At 67.5% G+C, this 14,741-nt stretch carries 15 protein-coding genes; 5 read left to right on the top strand and 10 right to left on the bottom strand.

Translation table 11 applies throughout. From position 1 onward, the window contains the following. Positions 1-536: 536 nt before the first annotated feature. Positions 537-1,106, top strand: a complete 570-nt coding sequence (locus tag KBZ33_RS03810; protein WP_254950237.1) for a hypothetical protein — start codon at positions 537-539, stop codon at positions 1,104-1,106. Positions 1,107-1,582: 476 nt separating this feature from the next. Here KBZ33_RS03810 and KBZ33_RS03805 read toward each other — a convergent pair whose 3' ends face one another. From KBZ33_RS03805 to KBZ33_RS03780, 6 genes are all read right to left on the bottom strand, one after another. After that, on the bottom strand, positions 1,583-4,720 hold the full coding sequence (locus KBZ33_RS03805) for an efflux RND transporter permease subunit (RefSeq protein ID WP_254950239.1): 3,138 nt from the start codon (positions 4,718-4,720) through the stop codon (positions 1,583-1,585). Between the two features lie 69 nt (positions 4,721-4,789). Continuing rightward, positions 4,790-5,011, bottom strand: a complete 222-nt coding sequence (locus tag KBZ33_RS03800) for a DUF3136 domain-containing protein (protein WP_254950241.1) — start codon at positions 5,009-5,011, stop codon at positions 4,790-4,792. A gap of 43 nt (positions 5,012-5,054) precedes the next feature. Then, on the bottom strand, positions 5,055-6,626 hold the full coding sequence (locus KBZ33_RS03795) for a bifunctional orotidine-5'-phosphate decarboxylase/orotate phosphoribosyltransferase (protein ID WP_254950243.1): 1,572 nt from the start codon (positions 6,624-6,626) through the stop codon (positions 5,055-5,057). A gap of 86 nt (positions 6,627-6,712) precedes the next feature. Next, on the bottom strand, positions 6,713-7,141 hold the full coding sequence (locus KBZ33_RS03790) for a hypothetical protein (RefSeq protein ID WP_254950244.1): 429 nt from the start codon (positions 7,139-7,141) through the stop codon (positions 6,713-6,715). 107 nt (positions 7,142-7,248) lie between these two features. Next, positions 7,249-7,941: a hypothetical protein gene (locus KBZ33_RS03785; RefSeq protein ID WP_254950245.1), complete on the bottom strand. Its 693-nt coding sequence runs from the start codon at positions 7,939-7,941 to the stop codon at positions 7,249-7,251. A gap of 150 nt (positions 7,942-8,091) precedes the next feature. After that, positions 8,092-9,828 (bottom strand): NAD-dependent malic enzyme, encoded by a 1,737-nt coding sequence (locus KBZ33_RS03780; protein WP_254950247.1) that lies wholly within the window; start codon positions 9,826-9,828, stop codon positions 8,092-8,094. 119 nt (positions 9,829-9,947) lie between these two features. On the opposite strand from KBZ33_RS03780, the gene KBZ33_RS03775 reads away from it, so the two are divergent. From KBZ33_RS03775 to KBZ33_RS03765, 3 genes are read left to right on the top strand one after another with little or no spacing between them, the layout of a single operon-like run. Next, positions 9,948-10,775: a fumarylacetoacetate hydrolase family protein gene (locus KBZ33_RS03775; protein WP_254950249.1), complete on the top strand. Its 828-nt coding sequence runs from the start codon at positions 9,948-9,950 to the stop codon at positions 10,773-10,775. A gap of 33 nt (positions 10,776-10,808) precedes the next feature. Then, on the top strand, positions 10,809-11,108 hold the full coding sequence (locus KBZ33_RS03770) for a TIGR02450 family Trp-rich protein (protein WP_254950251.1): 300 nt from the start codon (positions 10,809-10,811) through the stop codon (positions 11,106-11,108). After that, positions 11,105-11,335 carry a hypothetical protein gene (locus KBZ33_RS03765; RefSeq protein WP_254950253.1) on the top strand — a complete coding sequence of 77 codons (231 nt, stop codon included), beginning with the start codon at positions 11,105-11,107 and terminating at the stop codon, positions 11,333-11,335. Before KBZ33_RS03770 ends, KBZ33_RS03765 begins: the two co-directional genes overlap by 4 nt. Before the next feature lie 24 nt (positions 11,336-11,359). Here KBZ33_RS03765 and KBZ33_RS03760 read toward each other — a convergent pair whose 3' ends face one another. The 3 genes from KBZ33_RS03760 to KBZ33_RS03750 form a co-directional block, all read right to left on the bottom strand. After that, complete coding sequence (locus KBZ33_RS03760) at positions 11,360-11,896, bottom strand: L,D-transpeptidase (RefSeq protein WP_254950255.1); 537 nt, start codon at positions 11,894-11,896, stop codon at positions 11,360-11,362. A gap of 77 nt (positions 11,897-11,973) precedes the next feature. After that, positions 11,974-12,249, bottom strand: coding sequence for a cell division protein SepF (locus tag KBZ33_RS03755; RefSeq protein WP_254950257.1), 276 nt, complete (start codon positions 12,247-12,249; stop codon positions 11,974-11,976). Positions 12,250-12,317: 68 nt separating this feature from the next. After that, positions 12,318-12,746 (bottom strand): RidA family protein, encoded by a 429-nt coding sequence (locus KBZ33_RS03750; RefSeq protein ID WP_254950258.1) that lies wholly within the window; start codon positions 12,744-12,746, stop codon positions 12,318-12,320. A gap of 29 nt (positions 12,747-12,775) precedes the next feature. Here KBZ33_RS03750 and KBZ33_RS03745 point away from each other — a divergent pair, with 29 nt between their 5' ends. Further along, positions 12,776-13,963 (top strand): ABC transporter ATP-binding protein, encoded by a 1,188-nt coding sequence (locus KBZ33_RS03745; protein WP_254950259.1) that lies wholly within the window; start codon positions 12,776-12,778, stop codon positions 13,961-13,963. A gap of 16 nt (positions 13,964-13,979) precedes the next feature. Here the strand turns inward: KBZ33_RS03745 and gloB are convergent, their stop codons facing one another. Next, positions 13,980-14,738, bottom strand: a complete 759-nt coding sequence (gloB, locus tag KBZ33_RS03740) for a hydroxyacylglutathione hydrolase (RefSeq protein ID WP_254950261.1) — start codon at positions 14,736-14,738, stop codon at positions 13,980-13,982. Between the last annotated feature and the right edge of the window lie 3 nt (positions 14,739-14,741).

Genomic DNA, 14,741 nt, shown 5'->3' with positions numbered 1-14,741 from the left:
GCTGATTCAGGCCCATCGATGGGCATGCTCAGCAGAACAAAAGAGCCTCAGCAGCGATGAAGAGTTCAGCGCGGCCAGAATTCGCCGTGCTCAGAGGCTCGATGCTCTATTGGCAACAAACTCCTAGCTCCGGGATCTTGGCCATCGTGGCCTCTGAGAAGGAGCGGCGGCGCTCCAGCTGCCATTCCTCCTGCTGCTCCAGCAACTGACTGCCCAGACCACGTTTCCTTTCGGGGACGAGCCTCCAAAGATGTCATCGGTCATGGCCTGACGTCCCCATGACCAGTGTGGCAACGGGCCTTGGTCTTGGCCGTGGGTGTTTCGGGCGCGAGGGCGTGCAGAGGTGTACTGGCTCGTTTCCTGAACCCGGGGGAGCCTTAGTCCTTATATCTATTTCATTGGTTGCATAAGGCTTAAATTTCTAGTGGGGAGAGCGCGGTCCTGTCAATGGGGGGCAAACCCATTATGCAAACACTGCATAATGGCTAGCCAGTAGATCGTCAGCCCGTGTAAAATGAAAATATTTTTCATTAATTATGATTACTCCTGAGAAGTTGCAAGCACTATCTGAGTTTGCACGTTATGTCGATGCGCATCCAGATGTAAGAAAGTTGATTGTGGCAGCGGCCAGTCTCGGCGAGGTTGAGATTCTTGCATGTAAATATGGCTTTCCAGAAACTAACAAAGATGTGCTCAAAGAAGCTGCAACCTTGTTGTCTTCTAATGATTGGGTCTGGATGGAAAATGGCCAGCGTTGGTCGGATCATGTCTTCTCCATGGCTCTTGCTCTGACTCTTCAGGAAGGAGCGCATGATGCAGACCTATGTCGTATCGCAGAAGATGTTCATTTCAGTGATGCTGAGTCGTCTCGCTTCTATGAGTTTGCGCGGTATGATCATTGCATTCAGCTGCAACTAAAAAACGCCAAATCAATGTCTGAGGTCGTCTCTATCGTCCGATCGCATGGATTTTGTTTGCGAAGTACTGACTTTATCGTTCGAAAGCATGAGTGGAGAGATAGCTTCTTTCCTTGGGCTGGATTTTCCACAAACAAGATCAGGCGATTCATGCACTCACTCGAGCCTGGCGTCGATGACGTGAGTTGATGGCTTTTGCTAGAGGACAGCTCGAATATTTAGTAACTTTTAGGGCATTACGTCTGCTGACTCTAGGAGCATTCGAGGCGCTGTGCCATCAGGTTCCCACTCAGCAACACGTCACGATTTGGGGTTTTCAAGTTTTTGTGTCTACGAACTTGGCGGGCGGCCATCGGTTCAGTCGGATTCCAGACGGTGCGGACAGGGTTCCGTACGACGATCCAGCGGAACTGCAGATTGTTGCCCAGCTGCTCCTGCTGCTTCGCCGAAGCCTTCGGCTACAAAATCCGCTCCGTGCGGATCCACTCGTTCGTCTGCAGCAATAAAGCCAGCCTGCGTGGCCCCTGCGGGATGGATAGGAGCCCCAGCTCCTGATCCGCCAGGCGCCTGACCTGCCAATGGGATAGTCCCAGGGAATCCGCTTCTCGGCGCAGACATGCGAATGAGGCGGTCGCACGCAGTTGGATCGGTTTTCCAGCAGCCTCCTACGTCTGCTCCCCGCGGCGACCGGCGCCCAGGCTGAGCTCCCAACCCTTGATGATCCGGTACAGGGTGGGGACGAGGAACAGGGTCAGCAGCGTGGCCAGCAGCAGCCCGAAGAACACCACCGTGCCGATGCTGGTGCGGCTGGCGGAGCCGGCGCCGGTGGCGAACAGCAGCGGCAGGAAGCCCGCCAGCGACGAGAACGCGGTGAGCAGGATCGGCCGCAGACGGGCGACGGCGGCGCCGTGGACGGCCTGGTCGAGGGGCATCCCTTCGGCCAGGCGCTGGTTGGCGAATTCGACGATCAGAATCGCGTTCTTGGCCGCCAGGCTCACCAGCACCAGCAGGCCCATCTGGCCGTAGACGTCGAGGGGCAGGCCCCGCAGCGCCAGACCCAGCACCCCACCGAGCACCCCCATCGGCACCGTCGCCAGGATGATGAAGGGATCAGCGAAGTTCTCGTAGAGACCCGCCAGCACCAGGACCATCACCAGCACCGCCAGGGCGAAGACCTGGAGATTGCCGCCCCCGGCCCTGGCCTCCTCCCGTGCCAGGCCCGCCCACTCGAGATCGGTGGCCGTGCTGCCCCTGTCCTGCTGCAGCTGCTCCAGCAGGGCGATGGCCTGGCCGCTGCTCACCCCTGGTCCGGCCTGGGCCCGGATGCTGATCGAACGCACCAGACGGGTGTGGTTGATCGTTGTGGGGCCGGTGCCCGCCTCCACCCGCACGATCTGGGCCAGGGGAATCAGCTGGTCGTCCCGGCTGCGCACCTGCAGGGCGAGCACATCGTCGGCATTTCGCCGGGAGCCGCCTTCCAGCTGGACGATCACCTTGCGCACCTGGTCGCCTTCGAAGCTGTCGTTGACGTAATCGCTGCCGAAGCTGGCCCCGAGCACGCTCACTACTTCATCGAGATCCACCTGGAGCGAGGCCATGCGCAGCCGGTCGGGGATCAGGCGCAGCAGGGGGGCGTCGGCGCTGAAGCGGGTGCCCACCTGCTCGAAGGCGCCGGTGTCCCGGGCCGCTGCGATGAAGGCCTCGGCCTGCTGCTGGAACTCCCCCAGGCTGAGGCGGCCAGCGCTGGTGTCGAGCAGGTCGAACTCCAGGCCGCTCTCGCTGCTGAAGCCCCGCACCGTGGGGGATTCGCTCACGATCACGGTGGCGTCGGTGACCGTCTGGCGCAGACGCTTGTTGAGTCGTTCGGCCACCGCCGCCGCGCTCTGGTCGGCGCTGTTGCGTTCCTCGATCGGCCGCAGGCGCAGGAAGAAGATGCCCTTGTTGGGGGAGCTGTCCCCGAAGGAGCGTCCGGCGTAGAAGTTGGCGAACCGCATCAGCGGTTCCTCAGCCACCACCGCCCGCACCTGGTCCATCACCTTCTGGGTGCGCGGCAGGGCGATGCCGTCCTGGAGCAACACCACACCCCTCAGCTGGCCGCTGTCCTCCTGGGGAATGAAGGCTGTGGGCCGCTGCTGCAGTGCCAGCCCGGTGAGCAGCAGACCGAGCAGCAGGCCGACCACCACCCGCCGCCGCCAGCCCAGCACCCGGGTCAGCAGCCGGTCGTAGGGGCCTTCCAGTCGCTCCAGGGCCCGGCGGGGCGGATCGATCCAGCGCAGCAGCCAGCTTGGCTCGCGCCGCTCGGCGTGCAGCAGCCGGCTGGCCGCCACCGGGGTGAAGGTGAGGGCGTTGAAGGTGGAGAACACGATGGTGGCCCCGATCGTCAGGGCGATCGGGGCGTAAAGGCGGCCCAGGGTGCCCTGCAGGGTGAGCACCGGCAGGAACACCACGATCAGCACCAGGGAGGTGGCGATCACCGCGCCGCCCAGCTCCGCCATGGCCTCCTGGGCGGCCTGAAGCGGCGTGCGGCCGTTCTCCAGGCGGCGGCCGATGTCCTCGCTGACCACGATGGCGTCGTCCACCACCAGGCCGCTGGCCAGCACCATGCCGAACAGGGTGAGGGTGTTGATCGAATCGCCGCTGAGGCGCAGCACGGCCAGGGATCCGATCAGGGCCACCGGCACCGCCGAGGCGCTGATCAGGGCGAGTCGGCTGTTGCCGAGCCCCAGCAGCAGCACCAGAAACACCAGCAGCACCGCCTCCCGCAGGCTCGCGGTGGTGCGGTCGATGCTGGTGCGGATCGAGGCCGCCTCATCAACGATCACCTGCAGATCCACCCCCGGTGGAAAGCTGGATCCGAGAGCTTCGAGGGCCCCATTGATGCCCTGGCTCACCTCCAGGGCGTTGCTGCCGTCCCGCTGGAAGACCCCCACGGCCACCGCCGTCTTGCCCTTGAGGTCGGTGGCGATCGATTCGTAGTTCTCGCTGCCCAGGCTCACCCGGCCCACATCCTTCAGCAGGGTGACGCCACCGTTGGCGCTGCGGTCGATCACCAGACTCTCGAATTCCTGGGCGCTGCGCAGGCGCCCTTCCATGCGCAGGGGCAGGGTGATGAGCTGGTCGTCGGGGGAGGGGGCGACACCGGCCTGGCCCAGGGCGGCCAGCACGTTCTGCTCCTCGAGCGCGTCCCGCACCTCAGCGATGGTCAGATCGCGTTGTTCCAGGCGCAGCGGATCCAGCCACAGCCGGAAGGCGAGCGAACTACCCCCGAACAGCCGCACCTCCCCTACGCCGGGCACCCGTTGCAACCTGTCGCGGATCACCTGATCCACCCAGCCGCTCAGAAAGACGTCGTCGTAGAGGTCGCGGCTGGCGCTGAAGCTGAGCACCATCAGCAGGTCGTCGGAGGTGCGCCGTACCTGCACGCCGAAGCGGGACACCTGGGCCGGCAGCTGGCGGCTCACCACCGCGGCCTCGTTCTGGGTGTTGATCTGGTTGAGCTCGGGATTCCCCCCCTCGAAGCCGAGGGAGATGCTGCTGCCGTTGCTCGAACTGGTGGAGCGGATCGAATCCAGCCGTTCCAGGCCGTTGAACTGCTTCTCCAGCAGGCTGGTGACCCCCTGCTCCACCACTTCGGGGCTGGCGCCCGGGTAGCTGGCGCTCACCGACACCCGGCCGGGGGCGATCGGAGGCAGGTTCTCCACCTTCAGCCCGGGCAGGCTGATCAGGCCTCCGAGGAGCACCAGAAGACTGAGCACCAGCGTCAGCACGGGCCGGCGCAGGAACGGATCGGAGATCGACTTCACGGAATCGCCTGAGCGGGCACCGACCCTGTTCGCCCGCTGATCCTGGCAGGGGAATCAGGAACCCTGCGATCAGCGCAGGTCGCGCTTCAGTACGGCGTAGAGATAGTCGGGCGATTTGTAGCGGCTGGGCAGGCAGATGTGGAGCTGTTCCAGCCGGCTCCAGCAGACCGTCCGCTGGATCGCCTCCAGGGTGCTGCCCTGCTTAAGCAGCAGCCGCATCGCCTTGCAGTAAAGGGAATATTTCGCCTCAAGCTCGCCGATCGTGGGGGGCTGACCCTGGACCTGGGGCATGGCGGGAGGGGGCGCCCGGGTTTTTCAGGGACGCAGTACCACTCTACGAGCTGGCCAGTAGCCCCCCAACGCCCAATGCCCTCGCCGGAGGGGCATAGCCGAGGGTGGCGGCCTGTCCATCGCTGAGCCGCCCGGCCGCATGCAGCACCCCCGTGATGCGCGGAATGTCGAGCACGGCGTGGCAGCGGTAGCCCTGCCTGGCGAGCCGCTGGCGGGCGCTGGTGTCCGCCTGGCCGCCGTGGTCGATGAACACCACCACGTCCTCCACCTCCAGGCCGGAGCTCTCCAGCTTGGCGATGCCCTCCAGCACGCTGCTTCCCGTGATCAGGATGTCGTCCACCACCACCACCCGGTCGCCCTCTTCGAAGTCCCCTTCGATCAGGCGGCGGGCGCCGTGGGCCTTCACCTCCTTGCGGGGGTAGAGCAGGGGCTTGTGCAGCTGCAGCGACAGCCCGGTGGCGGTGGGCAGGGAGCCATAGGGAATGCCGGCGATGCGATCGAAGACCAGCTCACCGAGCTGGCCGGCGTAGGCATGCAGCACCCGGTGGAAGAGGTTGGGATCGGAGATGATCTGGCGCAGATCGACGTAGTAGTTGAAAACGGCCCCGGAGGCCTGTACGTAGTCGCCGAACAGCAGGCAGCCGATGTCGAACAGATCGACGATCAGGCTGGCCAGGGGGTCTCCCGCTCCGTTGCCGACTCCATCATCCTGGGGGCCCGCGCCGGCCTGGGTGGCGCTGTCCTGACGACGGTCCGGCAGCCACAGGCTGCAGACATCGCTCTGGTCCCGCGCCCGCCGCTCCAGCCACCGGTCCCGCCGCTCGCTGATGCGCTGTTTGAGGGCAGCCGAACGGACGGCGATGTCGTCCTCCACCAGCAGGTTCTGGGGCAGGGGCATCAACAGGCCGTCGGCGGACGGGCTCAGACCGGCCTCCAGCAGGGCATCGAGCCGGTCCTCCTCGCCCCAGAGGCTGCGCAGGATCAGGAAACGCTCCGGCGCCTCCTGGCGCACCCGGGCCAGGATCGCAGGGTCGCTGGTGCCCACCTCCAGCAGCAGCTGGTCGGGGGTGGCCCAGAGCTGGCTTTCCCGCACGATGCGCAGGTAGAGGGGGTCGTCCTCGTTGGGGTGATGCTGCAGCACCCTGGCGGCCGCGTTGGAGCTGTGGCAAGTGATCACCACCGCCTTGTCCGGGTACAGCAGGAACGGGGCGGCGATGTCCTGGCCGGCCAGGGGGGAGAGGGTGACGCCGTCGGCACCGAGGTCGCGGAACAGGTAGTGGGCCAGGGCCGAGGAGCTGTTCAGGTCCCCATGCTTGGCATCGATGATCAGGGGGATGTCGAGGGGGACCAGTTCCCGCACCTCCCGCAGCAGTTCCAGGCCGACGGGGCCGAGGGCCTGGTAGAAGCCGAGGCTGGGCTTGTAGGAGCAAACGTGATCAGCGGTGGCCTCCACCACCGCCTTGATCCAGTGGCGCGCCTGAGAAAGAAACGATCGGCCCCCCATGCCGCGGCGGTGGGCCCAGGCCTGCAGCATCTCCGGATTGGGATCAAGGCCGGTGACCAGGAGCGACTGACGGGCGGCGATGGCGTCGGTGAGCCGGACGAAAAAGCCCATCGCGCGGGGGGTGATTGACCAAGGTGCTAAGGCCAGGGGCGTGGCCGGTGCGAGTGGGTGACACAGCTCTTATTGATCCTTCGGGTTCAGGGGATGGCCCCTAGGGCGGACCGGAAACCGACCAGCGTGGCGAGCAGGGCGCCCGCAAGAACTGGAATCAGCACAAAGTCATTGACGAGCTCCAGCGAGATTCCCATGGGCTGGCTGAAGCTGATCGCCAGATAGGGGCTGTACCAGGCGGCCAGGATGGGGATCAGTACAAGTGTGATCCAGGCCTGTTGACCAGCACCGGTGGCCCTGCGGGACAGCAGGGCGCCCGTGAGCCCGAGGACGGGCACCAGGAAGATGAACTTGTAGTCGTAGGACCTGGTGAACAGGTAAGTCCCCACCCAGGTGCCCGAGAACAGGCTGATGGTCACGGCGATCAGCCGTGCATCGAGCCGGCTGGCTTGCGACGCCAGGAAAGAGTGCAGGCGGTGGCGCATCTCCTGCTGCCAGGCTCCAATGAACCCCATCAGGATGAAAAGGAGCTTGATCCCCAGGCAACTGAAGGCCAGGACTCTGGACTGAGTTCCGGACAAGTTGAAATGGACCATCCAGTCGTAACAGACCTGGTGGGCCATCAGCCAATGGCTGAGGATCCCGCCCGGGGGGACTGGAGAATCAAGCCGAGCCAGGGCAGGACCAGGGACAGGCCGGCCACCCCACCGAGCAGACCCCAGCGGAGGTTTCTCACCGGAAGCCGGGCCTTGGATCTCACGGCTGCAGGCAGTAGTTGGGTGGCGACGAGGCCGAACAGGGGAAGGATCTTGGTGGCCACAGCAAGGAACGCCAGGGTGGCCGCAGCCGCGGCCGAGCGCCGCCTCTGGCTTGACAGAGCCAGGGCCAGCAACGCCAGCAGCAGGAAGACGATGAGATCGTTGTTCGCCCGCTCCAGTGCCAGTTGGAATGGCAGTGAAAGGAAAGTCAGTGCCAGCAGAAGCCCCGCCACGGCGGCAGAGGGGATCAGGGTGAAGAACAAGGCGCCGGTGAGCAGGGCCACGGCTGTCCCAAGCACCACGCCCACCCACCCGAGGCTGGCACTGGAGAGGCCGAGGACGCGGAACATCCACAGGGCCATCGGCGGATAGGTGAACAGGCGGCCATAGGGGTCGCAGTTCACCCGGCCGTCGAAGAGATTGCTCAGGCTGCCGTCACAGCGGGCGCTGTGGGTGAGCATGGCAAGGTCGGCGAAGGGAGGAGAGGCCATGGCGACCTGCCGGATCGGAGCGAAGGCCAGGCCTTGCCATTCCTGAAGCGAGGGAACGGCCTGCACGACCAGAGAGAAGAAAACGTAGAGAAACGATGACCCTGCCAAAAGGTAGCCTAAGCGGTTGCCGATATCAGAGAAAAGAAACTTCTGAATCTTCCGATCTTTCATCGACTGGCAAAGGGCTATTGGGTTAAATGCTAACACCAATAAGTGTTAACTTAGCGCCTCCAGTTCTTTGTAAACGGGGCTCCAACGCAAGCCTTCGAGCCTGCTCCTGGCGGCCTTGGCCGTGGTGGCGTGGCGGGCCAGGCCCTCCTGCACCGCCGCGATCGCCACGGCTTCGGCCACGGCCCGGGACACCTCCTGCACGGCCGAAAGGGGTGGCATCAGCGGCGCCTCAGGATCGTTGGCGGCCGGGATCACCCCGGCCAGGGCCTCGATGCTGGCGTCGATCATGGCGTCGCTCACCTCTGTGGCGCCCACCGCCACGGCCCCATAGCCCAGGCCCGGGAACACGAAGCAGTTGTTGCACTGGCCGATCACCCGTTCGATCACCTGGCCCGTGCTGCCGGTGCAGGCCACGGGCGGAAAGGGGCTGCCGGTGGCCACCAGGGCCCGGCCCTGGCTCCAGCGCAGCAGGTTGTCCGGGGTGATCTCCGCCAGGTGGGTGGGATTGGAGAGGGGCAGAACGATCGGCCGCTCGCCGCCAACGCAGAGGGCCTCCACCACCGCCTGGTCGAAGGCCCCGGCCGCGGTGGAGGTGCCGATCAGCACCCCCGGCCGCACCGCTTCGATCACGGCCAGCAGGCCCGGCCCGTGGCCGCTCCCGCGGGCCTGCGCTCCGAAGCGCGCCGCCAGCTGCTGCGGCGACTTGGCAAACGGCCTGGCGCCGTCTGCCAGGGACGGGGTGGCGGCGTGGATCAGCCCGTCGCGGTCGATCAGCCAGAGGCGAGCGGCGGCCTCGGCGGCGCTGAGTCCCGCCCGCTGCAACAGGCGCCAGAGCCGCTCGGCGATGCCGCAGCCGGCGCTGCCCGCCCCGAAGATGACGATCTGCTGGTCGGCGAGCTGGCGCCCGAGGCCCCGCAGGCCGGCCAGGATCGCCGCGGCGGCCACGCTGCTGGTCCCCTGGATGTCGTCGTTGAAGCTCGGCACCCGGCGCCGGTAGGCCTCCAGCACGGGGCGGGCGTGGGTGGCCCCGAAGTCCTCCCAGTGCACCAGGGCGCCGGGGCACACCCGCTGCACCGCCGTGATGAAACGGTCGAGGAAGGCGGTGTAGGCCTCCCCCTGCAGCCGGGGCTGGCGCAGGCCGGGATAGCAGGGGTCGGCGAGCAGTTCAGGCCTGTCGGTGCCGACATCGAGCATCACCGGCAGCCCCCGGGCCGGATCAAGCCCTGCGCAGAGCGTGTAGACGGCCAGCTTCCCCTGGCAGATCTGGATGCCCCCCACCCCCTGGTCGCCGATGCCGAGGATCCCCTGGGCGTCGGTGACCAGGAGCAGGTCCGGCGCGTGGCCGTCGGGGCCGCCGCAGGCCTGGGCCAGCAGCTCCTCGAGCCGGTCCTGCTGCGGTGCGGCCAGGTAGATCCCCTGGCTGGGGCTGCGGTAGGTGTGGCTGAAGTGCTGGATCGCCTGCCCCACCGTGGGGGTGTAGACGATCGGCATGGCCAGCTCGATGTGGTCGGCGAGGAAGCGGTGGAAGAGGGTGACGTTCCGCTCCCTCAGGGTCTGGAGGTAGGCGTACCGCTCCAGGTCGCTGCCCATCGCGTTGAAGGCCTGCCGGCAGCGCTCCACCTGGGTCTCGATGCTCTCCACCTGCCAGGGCAGCAGGGCCTCCAGGCCCAGGGCCTGGCGCTCCGCCCGGCTGAAGGCGGTGCCCTTGTTGAGCAAGGGATCATTCAGCAGCTCGGCGCCCCGGAGGATCGTGCTCCGCTGGCGACGGGGTTCGGCGACCACGGCGTGCTCCTGGATCCGCTAGCGACCCCATCATCCATGGAACGCCGGGCGAGAGTGGCCGCTCCACGCCGGTTGGGATTCCGCTGCTGAGCCCTCCGCGACGTCCCTGTGAGGCCCGTATGAAGATCGTTCGCTATCAGGAGCCGGCAGGCGGGATCCACCAGGCCTGCCGCCATCCCGACGGCGGCCTGGAACGCCTGAGGGGCGATCTGTTCGGCGAACTGGTGCCCAGCGGGGAACCGGCTGTGGTGCAGCGGATCCTGGCCCCTCTGGAGCCCCGGGCCATCCTCTGCATCGGTCTGAACTACCGCCGCCATGCTGCCGAGACCGGCGCGGCGATCCCCACCTATCCGGTGCTGTTCATGAAATCGCCCGGGGCGGTGCAGCACCCGGAGGCCCCCATCAGCCTGCCCACCACCGCCCCCAGCCACCAGGTGGACTACGAGGGGGAACTGGCGGTGGTGATCGGCCGCACCTGCCGCAACGTGCCGCGTTCCGAAGCTCTGGAGGTGGTGCTGGGCTACACGTGCGCCAACGATGTCAGCGCCCGCGACTGGCAGAAGCAGCCGCGCCTCGGCGGCGGCCAGTGGTGCCGCGGCAAGAGCTTCGACAGCTTCGCGCCCCTGGGCCCTTGCCTGGTAAGTGCCGCGGCGATCCCCGATCCCCAGGCCCTGGCCCTGCAGACCCGCCTCAACGGCGAAACGGTGCAGGCGGCCAGCACCGCCGACATGATCTTCCCGGTGGCGGCGATCATCGAATTCCTCAGCGCCAGCACCACCCTGCTGGCCGGCACCGTGATCCTCACCGGCACCCCCAGCGGCGTCGGCATGGCGGCCGATCCGCCCCGCTGGTTGCGCAGCGGCGATACGGTCGACGTGGAAATCGAGGGGATCGGGGTGCTGCGCAACCCGGTGATCGAGGAGCCCCTCTCCGCCCAGACCCGCTGATGTTCCGTTCCTCGCCCCCTCGCCGCTCGCGTGATGAAGCTTTCCGCCGCCTGGACCACCCAGCCCGACCGGGCCGAGAGCAGCGGCGGCTACCGCCATTTCGTCCTGCTGGGCCAGAGGGGACGCGGCCAGGAGCGGTCCGCGGAACTGCAGGCGGTGCTGGATCCAGGCTACCGACTGCTGGTTCCCCTGGGTGAACTGCGCGACCGCCAGGCCTGGCAACCGGGCTGGCAGCCACTGCCCCAGGAATCGGGGCCAGCGGATGTGCCGGTGCTGGCAGGGCCAATCCCGCCGAAGTCCATCAATTCCTTTAACACCAGTACCGATCTGTGACGTTCAACGGAACCCTGGAGGAACTCCAGGCACGAGTCGAGAGCCTCGGCTGCGTCGGCCACTGGGTGCACCAGGGTTCCTTTGAGATGCTGGCCGTCGAGGACGGCGTCTCGAACCTGCGGCTCAATTGGTGGCCCGGCACCGGGGCCCTGCTGCTGGTGGGGGACCCGGCCCAGCGCCAGGAACTGGAGCGGGGGCTGAAGGAGGCCCTGGCCGGCCGCAGCTGAACGCCGGCCGATCTGGAACGCCGCTCAGTCCCGCACCAGCAACTCGGTGGTGCCGCTGCGCCGCAGCAGATCACCGAGCACCAGCAGGTCATTGCCGTGGATCAGGCCGATGCAGCCGTCGGTGCCGCTGCTGCGCCCCCGGCCGGCACTGGGATCGTGGTGGATGCCCAGGCCCCGGCGGGCGGTGGGGAAGTCGGGTTGCAGGCCGATCCAGAGAAAGCGGCCCAGTTCCACAGCATCCGTCGGTTGCACGGGTGTGATCTCGGTCACGGCGTAGCGGCCCCGCGGTAATGGCGCCTTGCTGCCCAGGCGGTCACGGTCGCCGTCCTGGCGCCGCGCGCGTCCCACCAGGGCTTCGTAGGCCCGTGGCGGCTGGCCCGGGAGCAACAGCTGCAGTTCCCAGATCGGATCGCCGCTGATGGGCAGCTGCCGCTCGGTGCGGACCAGCACCATCTGCCCGCTGCCGGTTCCCACCGCCAGGGCGCTGGGGCCAGGGCCAGCCAGGGGAGCGGCGAGGCCCCCGGCGAGGGCCAGCAGGGCCAGGCCGGTGGATCGCTTCATGGGCAGGAGAGAACCGATGCCCGTGTTACTGCCCCGTTGTGGGCTCCACAAGGGCGGGGTGGCCAGTCCTCGCCGGCTCAGTCCCTGTCGTCCCCATCCCGGCTGATCGTCACCAGGGCTGGGGCGAACAGGAACACCGTGTCCCCCAGCCGCTCCGATTGACCGTCCAGGGCGAAGACGCCGCCTGAAACGAAGTCGATCGTGCGCTGGGCCTCCTCCGGCGCCATCGCACTGAGGTGGAGCACCACCGTCTTGAACTGCTGCACCGCCAGCACCGCATCGATGGCCTCCTCGAAGCGGCCCGGTGTCATCACCACCACCTCGTGGAACCAGGTGCCGAACGGGGTCTCCATCGTTCCAGGTTGCCGCAGTCCGGCCCCCCCAGCCAGCGGAGGACTTTGAGCCTTCGCTGAGAACCGCCTCAGGCGATGACGGCGATGGCGTCGATCTCCACCCGCGCGCCCTTCGGCAAGGCGGCCACCTGCACACAGGCCCGCGCCGGAGCCACGCCGGCTGCGAACATCCCGGCGTAAAGGCTGTTGACCCGGGCGAAATCGTTCAGATCCACCAGGTACACGGTGGTTCGCACGACGTGCTCGGGGCTGCAGCCGGCGGCGGCCAGTACCGCCTGCAGGTTGCTCAGCACCTGGACGGTCTCGGCCTCCACGTCGCCATCCCCCACCAGGGTGCCGCTCAGCGGATCCAGGGCGATCTGGCCGGAGCAATAGAGAACGCCAGCGGCGAGCACGGCCTGGTTGTAGGGGCCCACCGGGGCGGGTGCGGCCGGGGTGTGGACCGGATGAGACAAGGGCCTGTGCCTTTCGTCACCCCCGCCTGCGTTGGAACTCATGACGGGTAACAATGCGGGACTGGGATCTTATGGCTTCCACCACCACCACCATCGCCACGCCGTCCGCCACTCCAGCCACCACGGTGTCCACCCCCGTGGACGTCGCCCCGCGCGACCACGTCCGCATCGAAGACCTCTGGTACCGCTACCCGGGCCGCGACGTTTCCTCCTGGACCCTCAAGGGCATCGAGCTCGTTCTCGGTGCGGGGGAACTGGTGGGTCTGCTGGGCCCCTCTGGCTGCGGCAAGACCACCCTGCTGCGGCTGATCGCCGGCTTCGAGCGCCCCGGCCGCGGCAGCATCAGCATCGGCGGACAGCAGGTGGCGGGGCCGGAGAGGCTGTTGCCCCCCGAACGGCGGGGCGTCGGCATGGTGTTCCAGGACGATGCCCTCTTCCCCCATCTCGATGCCTGGCGCAACGCCTGCTTCGGCCTGCGCCGCGGCCAGGACACCGCCCGGGTGGCCTGGCTGCTCGATCTGCTGGGCCTGGGCGGGCTGGAGCGCCGCTACCCCCACGAACTCTCCGGCGGCCAGCGCCAGCGCCTGGCCATGGCCCGGGCCCTAGCGCCCTCGCCCTCGGTGGTGTTGCTGGATGAGCCCTTCTCCAATCTGGATGTGGAGGTGCGGCTGCGGTTGCGCAGCGAGCTTCCAGCTGTGCTGGCCCGCTGCGGCGCCAGCGGCCTGATGGTCACCCACGATCCGGAGGAAGCTCTGGCGATCTGCAACCGGGTGGGGGTGCTGCGCGATGGCGTGCTGCACCAGTGCGCCCCGCCCCGCGAACTGGTCGACCAGCCCGCTACCGCCTTCGTGGGCCAGTTCGTGCTCCAGTCCAATCTGTTGCCGGCCCGCTGGCGCGGCCGCCGGCTGCAGACCGTTCTCGGGGAGCTCGAGCCGGCGACCAGGGGACCAGACGGCTCGGAGGAATCGGAGAGCGTTGAGGTGATGGTTCGCCCCCAGGCCCTGGAGTTCCTGCCCGAGGAGGAGGGGCCGGCCTGGATCAGCGGCCGTGAGTTTCTCGGCCGGGAATGGCTCTACCAGGTGCAGCTCGGGGACCACCGGCTGCGCTGGCGGGCGCCCCTGGAGGCCGACCACCCCCACGGCCGGCGGGGGTGGCTGCGGTTCCGCTCCGGTGAGTCGGCGCTGTTGTTTCCTGGTGGACGTTCGCTGGTGACCCTGCCGCTGGGGCGCAGCGCCGAAAGCGTCAACTCCCCTCCCTGAGGCCGGGCAGCGACGCTCAGCCCGTCCAGTCATTCTTGCTGCGCCGCAAGTCGGCCAGTTCCTGGCCATCGGCCGCCCGCAGGAACAGGTTGGTGCGCCGCTCCTCGCCGATGCTGCTGGGGATGGTGGGTCTGTCCTGGCCCCGGGCGAGCAGCACCGCGGCCAGCCGTTCGGCGATGGCCCCATCCCCCGGTCGCTGGGCTGCGGCCCAGCGCAGATTGGCGGCGGTGTACTCATGGGCGCACCACACCCGGGTGGTCTCCGGCAGCGCCGCCAACAGGCCCAGGGAGTGGTGCATCTGCTCGGGGCTGCCCTCGAACAGCCGGCCGCAGCCGGCGGCGAACAGGGTGTCGCCGCAGAAGAGCTCGCCCTGCAGGGGCAGGTGGAAGGCCAGGTGGGCGCGGGTGTGGCCTGGCACCGCCAGCACCTCCACCGGCTGGCCCAGCAGGGTGAAACGATCCCCGCCGGCCACTCCCCTGGTCTGGAAGGGGATCCGCTCCCGGTCGGCCAGGGCCGCCACCACCTCACAGCGGGGCCATTCCCGCAGCAGCCCAGGGGTCCCGCCGATGTGATCGCTGTGGTGGTGGGTCTGCAGCACTGCCACCAGCTCCAGGTCCCGCTGCTTCAGCCAGGCGATCGCCGGGTCCGCCACCGCCGGATCCACCACCGCCGCTTGCCGGCCGTCATGGAGCACGAACAGGTAGTTGTCCCGCAGCACCGGCAGCAGCACCACTTGCAGCGGGGCCTGGGGCGGGTCTTGGTGATGATCCTGCATCGT

This window comes from Cyanobium sp. Cruz-8D1, from assembly GCF_024345975.1.
Classification (GTDB): Bacteria; Cyanobacteriota; Cyanobacteriia; order PCC-6307; family Cyanobiaceae; genus Cyanobium.
The sequence above is the reverse complement of the archived record's forward strand: the minus strand, read 5'-3'. Positions and strand labels throughout refer to the sequence as shown.